17 protein-coding genes are annotated in these 17891 nt (G+C 71.6%); 7 read left to right on the top strand and 10 right to left on the bottom strand.

The window, feature by feature from the left end; all coding sequences use genetic code 11:
* Nucleotides 1-160: 160 nt before the first annotated feature.
* The gene (locus AB0B94_RS13180; protein WP_357275837.1) at nucleotides 161-505 is read left to right on the top strand and encodes a DUF1330 domain-containing protein; all 345 of its coding nucleotides are present in this window, start codon (nucleotides 161-163) and stop codon (nucleotides 503-505) included.
* Between the two features lie 110 nt (nucleotides 506-615).
* The gene (locus tag AB0B94_RS13175) at nucleotides 616-1491 is read left to right on the top strand and encodes an alpha/beta hydrolase (RefSeq protein WP_357275832.1); all 876 of its coding nucleotides are present in this window, start codon (nucleotides 616-618) and stop codon (nucleotides 1489-1491) included.
* Between the two features lie 7 nt (nucleotides 1492-1498).
* Here AB0B94_RS13175 and AB0B94_RS13170 read toward each other — a convergent pair whose 3' ends face one another.
* The gene (locus AB0B94_RS13170; protein WP_357275823.1) at nucleotides 1499-1729 is read right to left on the bottom strand and encodes a hypothetical protein; all 231 of its coding nucleotides are present in this window, start codon (nucleotides 1727-1729) and stop codon (nucleotides 1499-1501) included.
* 125 nt (nucleotides 1730-1854) lie between these two features.
* Between AB0B94_RS13170 and AB0B94_RS13165 the strand changes: the two genes are divergently transcribed.
* The gene (locus AB0B94_RS13165; protein ID WP_357275820.1) at nucleotides 1855-2250 is read left to right on the top strand and encodes a hypothetical protein; all 396 of its coding nucleotides are present in this window, start codon (nucleotides 1855-1857) and stop codon (nucleotides 2248-2250) included.
* Between the two features lie 15 nt (nucleotides 2251-2265).
* Here AB0B94_RS13165 and AB0B94_RS13160 read toward each other — a convergent pair whose 3' ends face one another.
* The 4 genes from AB0B94_RS13160 to AB0B94_RS13145 form a co-directional block, all read right to left on the bottom strand.
* Nucleotides 2266-2649 (bottom strand): hypothetical protein, encoded by a 384-nt coding sequence (locus tag AB0B94_RS13160; protein WP_357276742.1) that lies wholly within the window; start codon nucleotides 2647-2649, stop codon nucleotides 2266-2268.
* Nucleotides 2650-2773: 124 nt separating this feature from the next.
* Nucleotides 2774-3943, bottom strand: a complete 1170-nt coding sequence (locus AB0B94_RS13155) for a hypothetical protein (protein ID WP_357275815.1) — start codon at nucleotides 3941-3943, stop codon at nucleotides 2774-2776.
* Entirely contained in the window at nucleotides 3940-4455 is a 516-nt protein-coding gene (locus AB0B94_RS13150) for a SigE family RNA polymerase sigma factor (RefSeq protein ID WP_357275811.1), read from the bottom strand. Before AB0B94_RS13150 ends, AB0B94_RS13155 begins: the two co-directional genes overlap by 4 nt.
* Before the next feature lie 234 nt (nucleotides 4456-4689).
* On the bottom strand, nucleotides 4690-5868 hold the full coding sequence (locus AB0B94_RS13145; protein ID WP_357275805.1) for a MalY/PatB family protein: 1179 nt from the start codon (nucleotides 5866-5868) through the stop codon (nucleotides 4690-4692).
* 283 nt (nucleotides 5869-6151) lie between these two features.
* On the opposite strand from AB0B94_RS13145, the gene AB0B94_RS13140 reads away from it, so the two are divergent.
* Nucleotides 6152-7198: an SMP-30/gluconolactonase/LRE family protein gene (locus tag AB0B94_RS13140; protein WP_357275798.1), complete on the top strand. Its 1047-nt coding sequence runs from the start codon at nucleotides 6152-6154 to the stop codon at nucleotides 7196-7198.
* A gap of 51 nt (nucleotides 7199-7249) precedes the next feature.
* Here AB0B94_RS13140 and AB0B94_RS13135 read toward each other — a convergent pair whose 3' ends face one another.
* Both AB0B94_RS13135 and AB0B94_RS13130 read right to left on the bottom strand, forming a co-directional pair.
* Nucleotides 7250-7888: a hypothetical protein gene (locus tag AB0B94_RS13135; RefSeq protein ID WP_357275793.1), complete on the bottom strand. Its 639-nt coding sequence runs from the start codon at nucleotides 7886-7888 to the stop codon at nucleotides 7250-7252.
* Nucleotides 7885-8046: a hypothetical protein gene (locus AB0B94_RS13130; RefSeq protein ID WP_357275788.1), complete on the bottom strand. Its 162-nt coding sequence runs from the start codon at nucleotides 8044-8046 to the stop codon at nucleotides 7885-7887. The genes AB0B94_RS13135 and AB0B94_RS13130 overlap by 4 nt, the downstream gene beginning before the upstream one ends.
* Before the next feature lie 73 nt (nucleotides 8047-8119).
* Here AB0B94_RS13130 and AB0B94_RS13125 point away from each other — a divergent pair, with 73 nt between their 5' ends.
* The 3 genes from AB0B94_RS13125 to AB0B94_RS13115 all read left to right on the top strand — a co-directional run bounded on the left by AB0B94_RS13125 (nucleotide 8120) and on the right by AB0B94_RS13115 (nucleotide 13805).
* Entirely contained in the window at nucleotides 8120-12202 is a 4083-nt protein-coding gene (locus AB0B94_RS13125; RefSeq protein ID WP_357275783.1) for a tetratricopeptide repeat protein, read from the top strand.
* Nucleotides 12203-12267: 65 nt separating this feature from the next.
* Complete coding sequence (locus tag AB0B94_RS13120) at nucleotides 12268-12948, top strand: haloacid dehalogenase-like hydrolase (protein WP_357275779.1); 681 nt, start codon at nucleotides 12268-12270, stop codon at nucleotides 12946-12948.
* The gene (locus AB0B94_RS13115) at nucleotides 12945-13805 is read left to right on the top strand and encodes an oxygenase MpaB family protein (RefSeq protein WP_357275773.1); all 861 of its coding nucleotides are present in this window, start codon (nucleotides 12945-12947) and stop codon (nucleotides 13803-13805) included. The genes AB0B94_RS13120 and AB0B94_RS13115 overlap by 4 nt, the downstream gene beginning before the upstream one ends.
* A 45-nt stretch (nucleotides 13806-13850) precedes the next feature.
* Here the strand turns inward: AB0B94_RS13115 and AB0B94_RS13110 are convergent, their stop codons facing one another.
* From AB0B94_RS13110 to AB0B94_RS13100, 3 genes are all read right to left on the bottom strand, one after another.
* Entirely contained in the window at nucleotides 13851-14291 is a 441-nt protein-coding gene (locus tag AB0B94_RS13110; RefSeq protein ID WP_357275765.1) for a DUF5980 family protein, read from the bottom strand.
* Nucleotides 14292-14667: 376 nt separating this feature from the next.
* Complete coding sequence (locus tag AB0B94_RS13105; protein ID WP_357275760.1) at nucleotides 14668-16992, bottom strand: glycoside hydrolase family 3 N-terminal domain-containing protein; 2325 nt, start codon at nucleotides 16990-16992, stop codon at nucleotides 14668-14670.
* Between the two features lie 38 nt (nucleotides 16993-17030).
* Nucleotides 17031-17891: a carbohydrate ABC transporter permease gene (locus tag AB0B94_RS13100; protein ID WP_357275751.1), complete on the bottom strand. Its 861-nt coding sequence runs from the start codon at nucleotides 17889-17891 to the stop codon at nucleotides 17031-17033.

The following is a 17891-nucleotide window of genomic DNA, read 5'->3' as shown; positions in this document are numbered from 1 at the left end:
AGTTCCGCACCGACAGACGGGCCATTACCTGCGAGGTAATCGACAGCCCGACCGGAGAGCGGAGATAGTTCTCCCGGCACGACCGATCCGATCCCGGGGCGTGGCAGCCCACGCCGACCGCCACCACAGCCAGCAGACCAGCCGCAAAGGACAGGCACTCATGGCCGCATACGCGCTCGCGCACCTCCGCAAGGCACCCGTCCACGCCGAGGTGCTGACGTACCTGGAACGAATCGACGCCACCCTCGCGCCCTTCGCGGGCCGGTTCCTCGTCCACGGCGGTGCGATCGACGTCCTGGAGGGCGACTGGACCGGCGATGTGATCGTCATTGAGTTTCCCGACCTCAACCAGGCCCGCTCCTGGTACCAGTCCAGCGACTACCAGGAAATCAAGCCCTTGCGGACGAGGCACCTCACCGGCGAGGTGATTCTCGTCGACGGAGTCGAGCCCGGCCACGACTCGTCGCAGTTGGCCGCGACCATCCGCCGCGCCACCGATCGGTAGCACCAGACCCTCGACCGTCACTGTCGACGCACGCGCGTCGCCCCGAAGAACCCGATGGCTCGCCGGCCGCATGACACCCGACACAGGTCAGCCGACCGTAGTCTCATCGGATGCAGGACATCCAGACGCACACCCTGGTCATTCCCGGCGTCGACCTGGTCTACGACGTCCGCGGCCCGCTACCTCCCACTGGCGGCCATCGTGCGCTGCTCATGATCGGCCAGCCGATGACGGCGGAGGGCTTCACCGCGCTCGCCCCGCACTTCGCGGACCGCACGGTCCTCACCTACGACCCGCGTGGCCTGGGCCGCAGCGTCCGCAAGGACGGTCGGTCCGACCACACGCCGCAGCAGCAGGCCGCCGACCTGCACGCGCTCGTGCAGGCGCTCGACGTCGGTCCGGTCGACGTGTTGGCCAGCAGCGGTGGCGCGGTGACAGCGCTCGAACTGGTCGCCACCCACCCGGACGACGTCGCCACCCTGGTGGCGCACGAACCACCGATCAACGCCGTGCTCCCCGACGCCACTGCCGCCGAGCGCGCCCGAGCCGGCTTCTACGAGGCGTACCAGGCGAACGGCGCGGGTGCGGGGATGGCCGCGTTCATCGCCATGACGTCCTGGCAGGGCGAGTTCACCGATGCCTACTTCGCCCAGCCAACCCCCGACCCGGCGATGTTCGGCATGGCCGCCGACGACGACGGCAGCCGCGACGATCCGCTGCTGTCGCAGAGCTCGTGGGCGGTCACCGACTACCGTCCCGACGCGAACGTGCTCACCGCCGCGCCCACCCGGATCGTGGTCGCTGTCGGTGAGGAGTCCGCCGGCACGTACACCGCCCGCACGGCGCTGGGCCTCGCGGCGCTGCTCGGCCAGGAGGCCGTGGTCTTCCCGAGCCACCACGGCGGGTTCCTCGGCGGCGAGTTCGGCTACGCGGGCAAGCCCGCGGAGTTCGCCGCTCGACTGCGCGAGGTGCTGGACGCCGGCTGACCTCTGCTCAGCCGGTGGCGTCGGAGTAGACATCGACGTCGTAGAGCAACTGCACGTCGCGGCGGCCGTTGGTGACGCCGACGAAGACCGGGTCGCCGCACGGGGTGTGGCCCTGACGCCACACCTGTTCCCGGGCCGCCTCCCGCGACTCGTGATGGACCCTGCCCTCCTGATGCAGTTGCAGCACCCGGCGGGCGGTGCCCCGGTCGGTGCCGAGGTGGATTCGTAGGAGAGGCATGCCGGGACCTCCTTGCTCGACGTCGGATCTCGTGCAGCTGGCCGACCAGCCGTATCGTGAGACACGGGGGCGACGATCCGCCGTCTTCGATTAAACGCCACCCGCTGCGGTCGAGGAGGGCATTTATGACTGGTCTGGCGACCGTCGGCGCAATAGTGGGTGTCGTGCTCACTGGTCTCGTGGTCCTGGTCCGTAAGCCGACCAACACCCGGTCGGTGCTCAGATGGTCGGCCCTGGCGATCACCGCGCTGGTGGCCGCCGTGCTGGTTCCCTTCACAGTGGACGACTCGGGCACCGCGGCCAGCTATCTGCTCGGTGTTCCCGTTGTCGCGGCGCTGCTGCCCGTTGTCGCGCAGCGGGTCGGTCGACTGACAGTGGTCGCCGATGTGGTGGCCGCGCTCGTCCTCACCGGCTGGGGGCTGCTGCTCGGGCTGGGCATCGGTGTCGCGTTCCTACCAGCGGTGATACTCCTGATCGCCAGCGCTGCGGGCACTCGGGCGCCGCGACCGTCCACCACGTGACCCGGGAACTCGCGGTCAGCCGTCCGGGGTGAACAGCCCCTGGACGCCGACGACGATCGCGATGAGGCCAAAGATCGCCAGCAACAGCCGGACGCCGGTGGCGCCGTCCGACTGCTCGTCGCGCGGCGTCGACCGCCCGGTCAACCGGCCCCACAGCAGGGCGAGCCCCACCCCGATCCCCACCACTTCGAAGTGGAACACCCGGGGCCCGGACACCAGGTGGACGATGAGGTAGTAGCCGCCGGTCACCAGAGCCACGAGGCCGACCACCCACCCGATCGGGGCGGCCCGACCGGCGAGGCGGCCCAGGTCATCGCCGACTCGTGGCAGCAGCCGCAGCACCGCCACGGCGAGCAGAAAGCCACCGACGATGTTGGCGAGGTCGAGCAGCAGAGCCATAATCACTGGGAGTCTCCGTCGATCGGGTGATCAGCCGGTGGGAGCGTACCCACGGAACCGGTCGGTTGAAACGGTCCGGACGGCACGCCCCCACCACGGAGTTCGGGCTGGGCCGCTCAACCCCTCACCGCGTGCACCGCCACACCAGCGGCCGGTACGCCTGGTTCTCGTAGACGGCCCCGACCACGGTCAGACCGTCGTCGCTGATCCCCTCCGCCGTGTACGTGCCCGCCTCGGTCGCCCGGACCTCCGGTCGGCCCGGCAACCGGCGGGAGGTCCCGTCCGAGGCCACTACCAGCGGCGCACCGTCGGCGACCAGCACGTCACCACTGCCGGCGATGCCGCTCGCCCCCGGGAAGGGCAACAGGCTCACCGCTCCGCTGGCGAGGTTCCACAGCACCGGCAGCATCTGCACGGCGCCGCTGCGTTGGCCGCCCGGAACCATGCCGATCGCCCATTCGCCGCGCGCCGACCCGACCGACGCACGCGAATAGCCGTCGGGCAGCGCCAGCGCCGCCCCGACGCCCTGCGGCGTCCACCGGTAGGGCAGATCGCCCACCGTGCCGACGATCGTGCCGTCCTCGGTGATCCCGGTCGCTGACGACCCTCGCTTTCCGACCAGCCGGTACTTCTGGGGGGTGTCGGTCGACCACGTCACAGCCTGGTGCGAGTCGTCGGACCTGCGGGCGGTGCCGACGATGTCGCCCCGACCGTTGACGGCGTGCACGAGCACCGCGTCGTAGCCGGGCGGGGTGGCCAGGAAACGCAGCTTCCCGTCCCGGTACAGCCAGCCAATGCCGTCGCCGTTGGTGCCGACCACATCGCCGCGGGTGTTGACAGCGGCCGCGTGTCGCGCGGTGGCCGGCAGGACTACCGGCCGGTCGTCGGTCCACAGCACGACCCGGCCGTCCTCCTGCCCGGTGCCGATGTCGCCGACGATGTGCCGTCCGGTGCTGTCGACTCTGTTGGCCACCGCGACCGGACCACCGACCGGCTGCGGCAACCACGACGCCTGGCAGGTGACCGGCGGGCGGGAGGTGGCCGACCCGGTTCCCGCCGGTGACACAGCGAGCGCCGGCGTGGTGGGAGCCGGTGGGCTGGTGGTCCCGCCGACCTGGACGGCACCCACGACACCGACCCCGGCCAGCACCGTCAGCGCGGCGATCCCGCCGAATCGGCGACGCTGACGGCGCCGCCGACCGTCGCGTACCGCCCGGCTCAGGTCGACCCGCGGCTCCGGCGCCGGCGCCGACCGCAGCAGCTCGGCGATCCGCTGCTCGTCCACCGTGGTCATCTCGGACTCCTCACTGCCATCTCGGTGACGTCGAGCACCAGGCGGACGGCCGCCAACGCCCGAGCCGTCTGCGACTTCACGTTGCCTTCGGAGCAGCCCATCGCGGCGGCCGTGTCGGCCAGCGACAGGTCGCACAGAAACCGCAGGACCAGCACCGTGCGCTGGCCGCGCGGCAGGCGGGCGAGCGCGGCGAGCAGGCTGCCCCGCTCGGCCAGGTCGTCGTGCGGTGTCACCGGCGAGCGCTCCGGCTCCGGCACCGACCCCAGTAGGCGAACCTTCGCCCAGCTCAACCGTTTCTCATCGACGAGCTTGTGCACCAGCATCCGATGTACGTACGCGTCGACGTTGTCGGCCCGGCTGACCCGGCGCCAGTTCACGTAGAGCGCCGTGACCGTCTGCTGCACCACGTCGTCGGCCAGATGGGCGTCGCCGCACATCAGGAACGCGGTCCTGTGCAGGCTCGGCAGTCGCGCGGAGACGTACTCCACGAACTCACCCTCGGCATCCACCATCGAGGCTCCCTCCTCCGCAAGCTCGACGGGACCGGACGATCATCAGGTTGCGTCCCCGTCGAAGAACTGTCGGAAGCCCTACCGATCGGCCGGGGTCCCGCCCGGACCCGGCGGCGGACGGATCAGCGGGTCAGGCGTGCCGCGAGGCGGGTCGGTGCCGCCAGCGCCAGTAGGGCCTCCCGGCGCAACAGCCGGGGAAGGAGTCGAAACACAGCTGCTGCCGGCCGCCCGGTCTCAGCCAACGGCGCTGGTCATCCGGCGTACCGCCTCGATGATGAGCTCCGGCGCGGTGGCCAGGTTCAATCGGACATGCCCCACACCGCCGGTGCCGAACGCCAGTCCGGAGTTCAGCGCCACCCGGCCACGGTCGAGGAACACGGTGGCCGGGTCGTCGTCGAGGCCCAGGGCGCGGCAGTCCAGCCAGGCCAGATAGGTGGCCTGGCCGGGCTGGTAGCGGACGGCCGGCAGGTGCTCGGCGAGCAGCGCGGTCAGGAGCCGACGGTTGTCGTCCAGGCCGGCCAGCAGGGCGTCGAGCCACTCGCCGCCGTCGCGGAAGGCGGCGGTGTGGGCGATCACGCCGAGGTGGCTGGTGCTGACGCTGACCCCGAACGGGACACGGGCGAGGTCCCCGGCCGCGGCCGGGCCGGCGACCAGAAGCCCGCCGCGTAGGCCGGCCAGATTCCACCCCTTGGAGGCGGACATCAGCGACAGGCCGTTCTCCGCGCCGGGCACCGAGAGGTACGGCACGAACCGCGCGCCCCCAGCCACCACCGGAGCGTGGATCTCGTCGGCGACCACCCGCACCCCGTGCCGCTGGGCCAGTCCGGCGACGGCGGTCAACTCGGCCGCGTTGTGCACGACGCCGGTCGGGTTGTGCGGGCTGCAGAGCAGATACGCGGCCTGCCGTCCACCGGCGCGAGCCCGCCGGAACGCATCCTCCAGCGCGCCGAGGTCGATCCGCCGGTCCTCGCCGAGCGGTGCCTCCACGATCCGGCGCTCGGCGTGCGCCACCGACTCGTAGAACGGCGGATAGACCGGGCAGTTGACGACCACCGCGTCCCCCGGCTCGGTGACCAGCCGCACCGCCTCGACGACGCCGTGCATGACGTCGGGCACCACCGCGGTGCGCTCCACGGCCAGCCCGTCCCAACCCCACCGCTGCGCGGCGAACTCGGCCACCGCCTGCGGGTACGCCGTTCCTGCGGTGTAGCCGGTGTCTCCGCGCGCGACGGCATCGGTGATCGCCCGTGCGACCGGCTCGGCCAGGGGCACGTCCATCTCGGCCACCCAGAGCGGCAGCACGTCGTCGGGGTACTCCCGCCACTTGAGGCTCGTCCGCTGCCGGAGCTGGTCGATCGTGAGCTGGCGGAGGGGATTGACCGCGGTTCGGGCACCACCGAGCAGGCCACTCATGACCCAACCCTATTCCCTGCCGCCGGCAGACGCCTCAGGTCACCACTGATTCGTCCACTGTGGTCGTACCGGAAGGATTTACGGAGATGGTTATGCCATTGACCAGCGTCTTTGTATTTGCCACCCTCGTCCCGCTCGGAATCAACGGCGAAAGATTGCTGCGGGTTGCCGGTTCATAACCTAGGCTCCCGAATATCCACATCGACGGCCCGCCCTCACGCCGTGCCAGCCACCGACCTCGCACGCCGGCCATCGCCACCCTCGACGCCGATTGGAGTACTCGATGACCTGGCGTCCAACCATTGCCGCGCTGGCCGGCCTGTGCCTGGCGGTCAGCGCCACCCCATTGCCCGCCGGTGCTGCCGCCGACGCTGCCCATGTCAGCGCTCACGCCGCGCTCGCCGGTCCGCCCGGCGCACCGCCCGGCGCCTGCCCGACGGGGGCCAGCTACGGCCCACCGCTGCCGGCCAGCACCGTGACGGCCCCGCGGATCCAGGGCGGCTTCACGTTCCTCGAAGGGCCGGTCTGGGTCGCCGACGGCGGCTACCTGTTGTTCTCCGACATGGCCGCCGGCACCGGGCCGTACAACGTGCAGCCGTCGACGATCCGCCGGTTCACCCCGCAGGCGGGCTTCGACACGTTCATCGCCGACGCCGGCAGCAACGGCCTGGCCCTCAGCGCCGACGGCCAGCAACTCGTCGCGGCCACCCACGACCAGCGGAGCGTGTCCGCGTACCGGTTGAGCGACCGGACCCGCAGCACCGTGGCGGCGAACTACCAGGGCCGGGCGTTCAACTCGCCGAACGACGTCGCGGTCCGTTCCGACGGTGTCGTCTACTTCACCGACCCCAACTTCCAGCGCGGCAACCGCCCCGACCAGATGAGCGGTCGTACCAGCGTCTTCCGCGTCTCCAACGGGCAGGTGTCGCTTGTCGACGATCGGCTGCGCCAACCCAACGGCATCTCGCTCTCGCCGGACGGGACCGCGCTGTACGTCGGCGCCTACTCCGAGAACAAGATCTACAAGTACGCGGTCCAGCCCGACGGCAGCATCGGCGCCCGCAGCGTCTTCGTGAACTACATCGGCGGCCCGGACGGCGGCACCATCGACTGCGCCGGCAACGTGTACTGGACCTCGGGCGGGGACTCCCTGGTCCACGTCTACTCCCCCGCTGGCGCCCAACTCGGCACGATCCGGTCGGGCAACTCCGGCACGACAAACGTGGCGTTCGGCGGCCCCGACCGGCAGACCCTCTTCGTCACGTCGGGCCGGTGGGGCGACTCCGGGCTCTACAGCGTGCGGCTCAACGTCCCCGGATATCCGTACTGACCGACGGCTGATCGGCGCGCCGCCTCCGTCGTAGCCCGACGAGGCGGCGCGCTATCCGGCGGTCGCGGCGATGAACACCACCGCCCCGACCACCACCAGCGCGGCGGCCAGGAAGGTCTGCCGGCGGGCCCGACGCAACGCCTCCCGGACCTGCCAGGCGTGCGCCGTGGCGAGCAGCCAGCGCAGGTACGGGTCGGTCCGGGCGATGTTGCGGCGCGCGGTGGCGAGCCCTGCCCGCAGGGCGGCCCGCTCCTGCGGCGGGGCCGTCGACAGGCGGCAGGTGATCTCCGCGGCGATCCGGCGATGACGCAGCAGCGAGTCGACGTCACCGGCGTACCCGCCAAAGTGGTACCACGGCTCGGCCTCCAGCCGCTCGCGCAGGCCGCGCAGCTCCGGCCCGGTGAGCGTCGCCGGCGTGGTCATCGGCGGGACGAGCACCTCGCTGGTCCGCCAGATCGCCCAGGCCACGCCGAGCAGTGTCACCAGCAGACCGCCACCCGCCCACGCCGCATGGGCCCAGTCGGTGACAGTGCCGGCGGCGATCAGCGGGCCGCCGCCGAGCAGCAGCGCGCCCACCGCGCCGGCCGAGGAGATGATCCACCGTGCCGCCGCCCGACTGTCCGCTACCGAGTCCAACGGGGACGGCAGCGCGTCCAACCCCGCGCCGCTCGTCGGCGCTTCCCCGGTCATCGACTGTCGTCGCGGAAGACGACACCCAACGGGCCGGTCTCGTCGTCGGGCAGATCGGTGTACGGCAGCCAGCGCTGGCCGTCGAAGAACTCCAGCTCGCCGCTGTCGTTGATGCGCACGGCGTTGACCTGCGCGAGCTCCTCAGGATCGTCAGCCATGGATACAGTATCGGTCAGCCCGGCAATCCACTTCGGCGTCGGGTCGTCCGCCGGGTGACCGCAGGGGGCCTTCTTGATCCGGTTGACAGTCAGCGCGACCGACGTGGTCCTGGCCGTTCGGGGCGACCGGCGCCGACACCCGGTGGGCCCAGCCGATCAACGCAGCGCCGACCTGCTCTGGCGGCTGCGCGGCGGCCCCTCGGTGCAGCTGTCGTACGAGGTCGGTGTAGCACTCGGCCGCCGCTTCCTCGACGCCGCCGGCCCGGTCCTGCGCGCTGAACTCGACCGCCCCGGCCGGCACCGGCTCGGCATCGAGGTCGTCGACCCGACCCTGGCGGACCTGCCCTGGGAGACCCTGGTGCTGCCCGGCGAGGAAACGCCGCTGGCCCTGCACCCCGACGTCGACGTCTGCCGCACCGGCCCCGACACACCGGCACCCACGGTCCGGGTGGACGGCCCACTGCGGATGCTCGCGGCGATCGCGAGCCCTGACGACTCGACCCACCCGCTGCTGGACCACGAGCGGGAACTCGGTCGGATCCTCGGCGCTGTGGAACCCGGGCATCGGCACGGGGTGCGGGTGCGCGTCCTGGAGTGGGGCAGCGCCGCAGCGATCCGGGCCGCCCTCGCCGAGGAGCCGTTTCACGTCCTGCACATCTCCAGTCACGCGCGCCCCGGCGCACTGCTGCTGGAGACCCCCACCGGCACGGAGGACCGCGTGGACGCCGCGCGGTTGCTGGCCGAGGTGCTGCCGCCGGGCCGGACCGTGCCGTTGATCGTGCTGGCCGGCTGCTCCACCGCGCGCCCGGATCAACGGGAGCTGCCCGGGCTGGCCGGCGCGCTGCTGACCCACGGCGCGCCGGGAGTGCTGGCGATGAACGGGACGGTCAGCGACTGGTACACCATCGAGTTCTGCGCTCGGCTCTACGAGCGATTGGCCGCCCGCAGCGAACCGGAGCTGTTGGCGGAGGTCTCCGCCGTACGCCGCGAGCTGGCCCCGACCGCCGCCGAGTGGTGGATGCCGACGCTGTTCCTGGCCGACCCCGGGCTGCGGTTGGCCGGCGGACGGGACGACGCTGCCGTCGCCACACCGCCCGGCCAGTCGCTCGTCGGGGACGGTGTGGTGCGCGCACCCACGGACTTCGTGGGCCGCCGGGAGATCCTGCGCCGGCTGTCCCGGGGGAAGCTGCGGGTTCTCGTCCACGGCATCGGCGGGATCGGCAAGACGAGCCTCGCCGCGGAACTCGCGCGGCGGTTCCACGACGCGGGTGGCATCGTCGTCGCGACCCACGGCGACGGCACCGTCGACGGGATCCTCGACGAGCTGCGCCGCCAGGTGCAGAGCCGGTGCGCCGCAGCGACCCCGGACGACCCGCTGCGGCGCTGGCTCGTCGCCCTCGCCGAGCCGGGCCAGGACTGGCGGCGACGGTGGGACGCGATCGGCACCGACGGCCCGCCGCTTCTGCTCGTCCTCGACAACGCCGAGGACGCGCTGGACGCCGAGCACCTGTTGGCCGACGCGGATCTGGCCGCGTTCCTCACCGCCTGGGCGTCCCGCCACGAGCTGGTGGTGACCAGCCGGCACCCGTTCCCGGTCACCGGTCTGGAAACCTGTCACCTCGGTCCGCTCTCCTGGCAGGAGACCCGCAAGCTGCTCTGGCGGCTGCCAGGGGTGGGTCAGCTGGCGCCGGCGGAACAGCAACGGATGTGGCACCGGCTGGGTGGTCACCCGCGCGCGCTGGAATACCTCGACGGCCTGCTGCGCGGCGGCACCCACCGATCCGACGAGGTCGCCGGCCGACTGGCCGCGGCCGGCGGTGGCCGGGACACCGGGCTGGCCGGGGTCGGCACGCCGCTGGCCGAGGCCGGCGCGCTGGCCGCCGAGGATGTGCTGCTGCCCCGGCTGCTCGCCCGCCTGGAAGCCGTCCCGGCGGCACGCCGGTTGCTGCTCGGCGCGGCGGTGTACCGCACCCCGGCGGACCGGACCGGCCTCGCCTGGCAGCTCGCCGACCCGGCGGACGGCGACGACCCACCGCCGGCACCGGCGGGGCTGGACGAGTCGGTCGAGACGCTGTCACAGCTGGGGCTGCTCGCCCCGGTGACCGGGGGTCACCTGGTGCACCGGTGGACGGCGGCGAGCCTGCTGCGGATCGCCGGCCGCGACGCGGTGCTCGACGCGCACCGCCGGGCGGGCCGTTACTGGGGCTGGCGGGCCCGCTCCAGCACCGACCAGCACGACTTCATCCGCCGGGCCGTCGAGGCGCGGTACCACCACCTGGCCGCGGGCGACACCGACGAGGTAGTCACCTACTCCGAGCTGGCCTGCCAGGAGTTGCACACGGCCGGGCACTGGGCCTGGGAGGAGAAGATCTGGCGCGAGCTACTGCCGCTGGCGCCCCCGGGCTCGGCGCGCCGGGCGAGCTTCCTGAAGGGACTCGGCGACGTGCACCTCAGCCGTGGCGAGTACCCGCAGGCGACGGAGCGCTACGAGGCGGCGCTCACCGTCTACCGGGATCTCGGCGACGACAGCGGGGTCGGCAAACTCCTGCACCAGTTGGGCCTGGTCGCCGACAACCGGGGCGACCGGGAGACAGCGGGGCGGCTGTTCCAGGAGGCGTTGACGATCCTGAGCCGGCTCGACGACCGCTCGGCGGTCTCCCGGACCCTGCACCAGCTCGCCGGGATCGCCCGCGGCGACGGCGACGGCGAACTGGCCATGTCGCGTTACCTGCAGGAGCTGGCGATCGCCCGGGAACTCGACGACCTGGACGGGATCGCGGCGAGCCACCACCAGATCGGCGTACTCGCCTTCGAGGCCCGGGACTTCGTGAAGGCGGAGCAGTGCATCCAGGTGGCGATCACCACCTACGGACGGTTGGGCGCGCGGGTCCGGCAGGGCAGCGGGCTGGTGATGCTCGGGCGGATCGCGCTCGCCCAGTTCGCGTACGAGATCGCCGAGGAGCGGGTCCGTGCCGCCCTGACGATCTTCGAGGAGGTCGGCAGCAACGGTCACATCGCGGAGTGCTCGCTGCTGCTCGGTCACCTCTCCCGCGACCTCGACGACCTCGCATTCGCCGAGAGCTGCTTCGACAGCGCCCGGACGATCGTCGCGGCCCTCGGCGAGGACCGGCTGCTGCGCCGCTGCGACGAACTGCTCGGCGGCGTCCGAACTGTCCTCGGCCGGGCTGCCGAGGCGGTGCCGCACACAGTGAACGCGATCGGCGGGGACGACGAGCCGCCGCTCCAGGCGGCCCTGGAATGGCTGGCCGTGCAGCGCCTGGAGCTGGGCCGGCAGGCCTTCTCCGCGGTACTGGCCCGGCACCTCGATCCGCGACACGCGGCGCAGCGGGCCGAGTGGGTCGAGGCGTACCTGCGGTTCCGGTTCGACGGCTCCCACCCGACGCCGCTCGGCAGCGGGTACGTCCTGCTCGCCATCGCCGCCGCCCGGGCGGGTGAGTTCGGCACCGCCCGGATGTGCCTGCTACGGGCGTTGCCGATCTGTGCCGCCGCTGGTTATCAGGCGGGGGTCGCCAAGTGCCACGAGGACCTCGGCATGGTGGCGCTGGAGACCCGCCGGCTGGCCGAGGCCCGGTCGCGCTACGAGCAGGCGCTGGAGGTCTACCGGGTGCTGCGCCACGAGCCCAACCAGGCCATCGTCCTGCACCAGCTCGGCCGGGTCTGCGAGGAGCAGGAGGATCTCGCCGGCGCGGATGGGTTCTACCGCCGCTCCATAGCGATCAAGAAGCGGCTCGGGAACCTGTCGGGCGTCTCCAACAGCACCTTCCACCTCGGCCGGGTGGCCGGCCTGCGCGGCGACCGGGCCCTGGCCGAGCGGTGCTACCGGACCTGCCTGCGGATCGACAGCGAGCAGGGCAACTGGGAGGAGGTGGCGCTCGATCAGGTGGCGCTCGGGCAGCTGCGCGTCGAGCAGGGCCACCCCGCGGAGGGCATCCCGCTGATCGTCGAGGCACTGAACATCGACCGGCAGATCGGCTCGACGAACGCCGCGCTCGACCTCAACGCGCTGCGCGAACTGCGGGCCCGGCTCGGCGACGAGGAGTTCACTGCCATCCTCACCGACGCCTTCGGCCCGGCCCGCGCCGTCGCGGTGCTCGACCTGATCGCGGTGCTACCGGCCGCGGCCGAGCCGACCTGACCCACCCGGGCACCCGTACACTCGGCTCATGGCGAACCGCCCGTGGCACCGGGGGCGATAGACCGATGAGGGCGTCGACCGCAGACACCGTGATCTTCGATTTCGACGGCGTACTGCTGCGCGGCGACGCATTTGGGCTGTTCCTGCGACGCACTGCTTTCGCGGGTGCCCGGCTGCCGCTCGCCGTCGCAGTGCTCGTTCTCCTCGCGCCCGTCGCCACCGTTCCCGCCCTCCGTCCGTGGGCGGCACGGTGGGTGAGCCGGATCGGCTTGTGGGGCCGGAACGCCGACGAGTTGCGGGCAGAGCTGGAACGCTTCGGCGCGGACCTCGGCGCGGAGCCAGGGCGGATGATCGCGCCCGGTCTGCGGATGATCCGTACCCACCTCGCCGCCGGCGACCGGGTCATCGTGGTGACCGCCTGCGAGCACACCCTGGCGCGCGCGGTGCTCGACGCGATCGGCCTCGCCGGTGTCGAGCTGGTGGCCTCGCACATTCGCGGGCCGAGGCTGATAGTGCACAACCACGGGGCGACCAAGATGGCGCAGCTCGCCGGCCAGGGGGTGACGCCACCATGGCGGGTGGCCTACAGCGACTCGCTGTCGGATCTGCCCATCCTCGGCGCCGCCGACCAGCCGGTGCTGGTCAACGCGAACGCGCGTCAGGTCGCCCGGGCGCGCCGGTTGCTCGGCGCCCGGCTGACCACCGTCACCTGGTCGGGTGGCCAGGGTCCGGAGGTCCGCCGATGAGAGGCCGCTACGACAACCTGACCCGCACCCGTGCTCTCGACCCGGAGCGCGACTACCTGGTCATCTACCAGACCATGCTGCGCTACGAGTTTCCGTGGGACATGAAGCTCGGGCTCAACCTCGCCTTCAACCGGTCGTTCTCCATCCCCGCCATCGCCGCCGTGCACACCGCCACGGGCGAGCTGACCGAACGCACCCAGAAGCGGATCGACGACACCGGCCTGCTGATGTACGAAATGGTGCTCAACGGCTTCGACCAGCCTCGGGGCCGTGACGCGTTGCGGCGCGTCAACCAGATCCACGGTCGGTACGACATCAGCAACGACGACTTCCGCTACGTCCTCGGCTGCCTGGTGGTGATCCCCACCCGGTGGTTGCAGGAGTACGGCTGGCGCCCGCCCTGCTGCCACGAACGGCACGCCACATACCTGTTCTACCGCGAGCTGGGTCGACGGATGGGCATCACCGCCATCCCCGGGTCGTACGACGAGTTCGAGACCTGGTTCGACGCGCACGACGCGGCTCACCTGCAGCCCAACGACGACGCGGCGGCCATCGAACGCGCCACCCGCATGCTGATGCTCACCCGGATCCCCCGGATGTTCACCCCGCTGGGAAACGCGCTGGTCAGCGCCCTGTACGACGCGCCGCTGCGGCGCGCGACGCGGGTCGACACGCCAGCCTGGCCGGTCCGGGCGGGGTTGCACCTGGCCCTACGGACGCGCTCGCGGTTGCAGCGGTGGTTCGGGGCACCACTGACGACCGCGTTGTTCGCCGACGGGATCACGGCCAGGAGCTACCCCGACGGGTACGAGATCAGCCAGCTCGGCCCCCAGCAGGACGGTGTGCGCGAGTAGCTCGTCGGTGCTGCTCGCGTCGTCGGCTCGGACGCGCGCCGCCCGCTAGCAGGACGAACGAACGTCGAGGACGACCGGGGCGCTCTGCGTGACAGCGCCGTCGGTGACCCGGAGCTGGGGGACGTACCGTCCGGGCGCGACGCCGCTCAGCCGGAACGCGGCCAGGATCTGAACGACGTGCCCGTCCCCGGAACCGGGTAGGGCGGTCAACGGGCTGTACACCTCGACGCCGACCGGCATGCCCGTGTAGTCAGCGGTGACCGGTGCCGACCACGTACCGTCGAGCACGACGAAGAAGTACAGAGCGCGCGGGTCGTCGGGGGTTGCGCAGAGCCGCTGCGGCAGGTCGACGAGGGTCCAGGTCGACGGGGTGTGCGTGGTTGTCGTGCCGGGCGCCGCCGAGCCGGGCGTGCCGCCGGAGAGGGCGAGCAGTGTTGTCGCCACCGCGGCGACAGCGATCCGTGATGCCGTGTGAGTGAACTTCACCATCGACTCCTCAGCTCTGAGCGGCAGGAACTGGCGAGCGCCGCACGAGGTCGGCGGGACACGCCGAACCCCGACCTGCTGATCCGCGGAACAGCGGAGCCGACCGCCGATCCGGCAGCCCGCCTCGACGGGAGGCTAGCCCGGTAGGTGGCCGTTGACCAGTGCGACAGCCGCATTTCAGAGGTTTCTGAAATACGCTTGACATAGATATCCGTCTTTGCCATCGCATTAAGGGTCATGAACGCCTGACGATTCAGGCCCTGCTCGATCCGACCCGCCTGGCCGTATTGGCACTCCTGGCGGGGACGGAATGGGCACCGGGACGCCAGTGGAGCCGGCCCGCCGAACGTCCGTTGGGACGGCGACGGACCGGTTCTCAGCGGACGTTGGTGCTGGTCCAGCGTGCAGAGGCGTTGGTGACCGCGACGGTGTCACCAACCAGCGTGGTCAGCGCCTGGGTGTCCCGCCGCGCGCTGGTGCCGACCCAGAGCTCGATGTCTCCGGGCTCCACGACGCGGGTGAACGTGCGGTCGGAGAAGGCCAGCCGGGTGGTGGGCACCGTCAGCTCGACGGTGACGGACTGGCCCGGTTCCAGGTGGACCCGCCGGTAGCCGAGCAGCTGCGCCACCGGCCGGGTCACCGAGGCGACCACGTCACGACCGTAGAGCTGGACCACATCGTCGCCGGCGACCGCGCCGGTGTTCGTCACCCGCACCGTCACCCCTACCGCCCCGCTGGTCGGCGCCGTGCTGGGCACTGTGAGCTCGTCGTAGGCGAATGTCGTGTAGGACAGGCCGTGGCCGAACGGCGCCACGGGCGTCGCCAGCAGGTTGGTCCCCGCGTTGCCCGCACCGAGAGTGGGGTGCAGGTAGGAGTACGGCTGCGCGCCGGCCGACCCGGGCAGGGTCACGGGCAGCCGGCCCGACGGATTGACCCGCCCGGAGAGCACCCCCGCGATCGCCCCGGCGCCCTCCTCACCCGGGAAGAACGCCTGCACCACCGCCGCGCAGCGCGCGAGCGCCCAGCCGATCGCGTACGGCCGGCCGGTGACCAGCACGAGGACGACAGGTGTGCCGGTCGCCAGCACCGACTCGACCAGTTCGCGCTGGACGCCGGGCAGCTCCAGGTCGTCCCGGTCGCAGCCCTCGCCCACAGTGCCGCGTCCGAAGAGGCCGGCGTGGTCGCCGACGACCAGGACGGCCACGTCCGCGCCGGAGGCCGTGGCGACGGCCTCGTCGAAGCCGGACCGATCGTCGGTGTCCACGTCGCAGCCGCGTGCCCAGGTGACGAGGTCGCCGCCGAACTCGGCCCGCACGGCGTCGAGCACTGTCGGCACGTCGATGCCGGCCTCCGCGCCGGGGTGCTGGACGAGGACGTGGTTGAGGAATGAGTAGCACCCGAAGAGCGCGCTCTGCCGGTCGGCGTTCGGGCCGACGACTGCCACCCGTTGCCCGGTGGGCAGCGGCAGCGCGTCCCGGTTCGCGACCAGCACGATCGATTCCTCGGCGAGCCGGCGGGCGATCGACCGGTGCTCGGGCGAGTCGAGGTCGATCGCCTGGGGCGGCTCGTCGCTGAAGGTCGCGTCGAGCAGACCCAGGTCCTGCTTCTGGCGCAGCACCCGCAGCACCGCGCGGTCGATGAGCGCCTCGTCGAGCTTGCCCGCCCGCACCGACTCCCCCAGGGTCAGGTAGGCGTCGCCGGTCGGCAGTTCGACGTCGAGGCCGGCGGTCAACGCCTGCCCGGCCGCGTCCGCGTGATCGCTCGCCACGTGGTGCAGCAGGTTCAGGAACGCGACACCGTAGTAGTCGGCCACCACTGTGCCGTCGAAGCCCCACTGGTCACGCAGGATGCCGGTCAGCATCGTCGGGTCGGCGGCGACGGGCACCCCGTCGATCTCGGTGTACGAGTGCATGACACTGCGGGCGTCGCCGTCGATGATGGCCATCTCGAACGGGGGGAGCAGCACGTCGGCCAGTTCCCGGCGGCCGATGTGCACCGGGCCGAAGTTGCGCCCGGCGCGCGAGGCGGAGTAGCCGGCGAAGTGCTTGAGGGTGGCGTGCACCCCTTGCGACTGGAGGCCTCGCACGTACGACGTGCCGATGGTGCCGACCAGGTACGGGTCTTCGGCGATGCACTCGTCCACTCGGCCCCAGCGGGGGTCACGGATCACGTCGAGCACCGGTGAGAGCCCCTGGTGTACGCCCAGGGCCCGCATCGAGGAGCCGATCGCCGCGGCCATCTCGGTGACCAGGTCGGGGTCGAACGCGGCACCCCAGGCCAGTGGGGTGGGGAAGGTGGCCGCCCTCCACGCGGACAGCCCGGTGAGGCACTCCTCGTGGACGATCGCTGGGATGCCGAGCCGGGTGCCGGTGACCAGGTCGCGCTGGAACTTCCACAACCAGGCCGCGTGTTCGACCGCGTCCACAGGGCGGGTGCCGTAGGTGCGGGTGAGGTGACCGAGCCCGTGCCGGGAGAAGTCTTCGAGCTTGAAGGCGTCGCCGAACTCCCCCTGCAACGGTGCGACGGCCTCGCCGTCCTCCTTCTCCCAGAAGCCGACGAGCTGAGCGATCTTCTCCTCGATCGTCATCCGGCCGAGGAGATCGCGAAGGCGGGCCTCGCCGTCGCGCCCATCCGGTCGGCCGTGCTCCGGACCTGCCTGAGCCGGCACCGGCCCGCCCACTACCGCGTGGACCTCAGTCATGCTGTGCCTTCCTGTGGTTGTGCTCGTACCGCTGCCGCTCAGCCCTTGACCGCACCCTGCAGACCACCGACGATCTGCTTCTCCGCGAGTGTGAAGAAGAGCAGCGCCGGCAGCATCGCCAGCGAGGTGAAGGCCAGTACGCCTGCCGTGTCGGTGGTGTACTGGCTGGAGAAGTTCTGCACGCCCAGCGGCAGGGTGTGCAGGTTGACGTCGCTGAGGACGAGCAGCGGCAGCAGGAACGAGTTCCAGCTCGCCACGAACGCCAGGACGCCGACGGTGACGAGCGCGGGCCGCGACAGCGGCATCGCGACGCGCCAGAGGAAGCCGAGCCGACTCGCACCATCGATGGCGGCGGCGTCCTCCAACTCTCTCGGGATGGCCGAGAGGAAGGGACGCAGGATCACGATCGTCAGTGGCAGTGAGAAGGCGACCTGCGGCAGGATCACCGCGTAGTAGGAGTTGATCAGGTTCAGGTCACGCAGCATGAGGTAGAGCGGCAGGATCGCCGCCCCGGCCGGAAACAGCAGACCGAGGGTGAAGAAGGTGTAGAGCCCTTCCCGCCCGCGGAAGCGGTAGCGGGCGAGCACGAACGCGGCGGCCAGTCCGAGCACGACCACCGCCAGCGTGGTGCCCAGGGCGATGACCGCACTGTTGAACGCCTGTTGCCAGAAGTTGCTCTGGGTCAGCACCCTGGCGTAGTTGTCCCAGACGAACGGGTCGGGCAGGCCGGCCGGGTCAGCGACGATCTGCGGGGTGGTGCGGAAACCGCCGATGACCACGTAGATGACCGGGGCGATCGACACCGCAGCGATCGCGAGGGCGAGCGCGTAGGTGAGCGGCGTGCCCCAGGAGACCTGACGGCGTCCGGTGGACTTGGGGAGAACCGAGTTCACGGCCAT

Source organism: Micromonospora sp. NPDC048986, from assembly GCF_040649335.1.
Taxonomy (GTDB): Bacteria; Actinomycetota; Actinomycetes; order Mycobacteriales; family Micromonosporaceae; genus Micromonospora; species Micromonospora alfalfae.
Note: the sequence above shows the minus strand (reverse complement) of the source record. Positions and strands in the feature narration are given on the sequence as shown.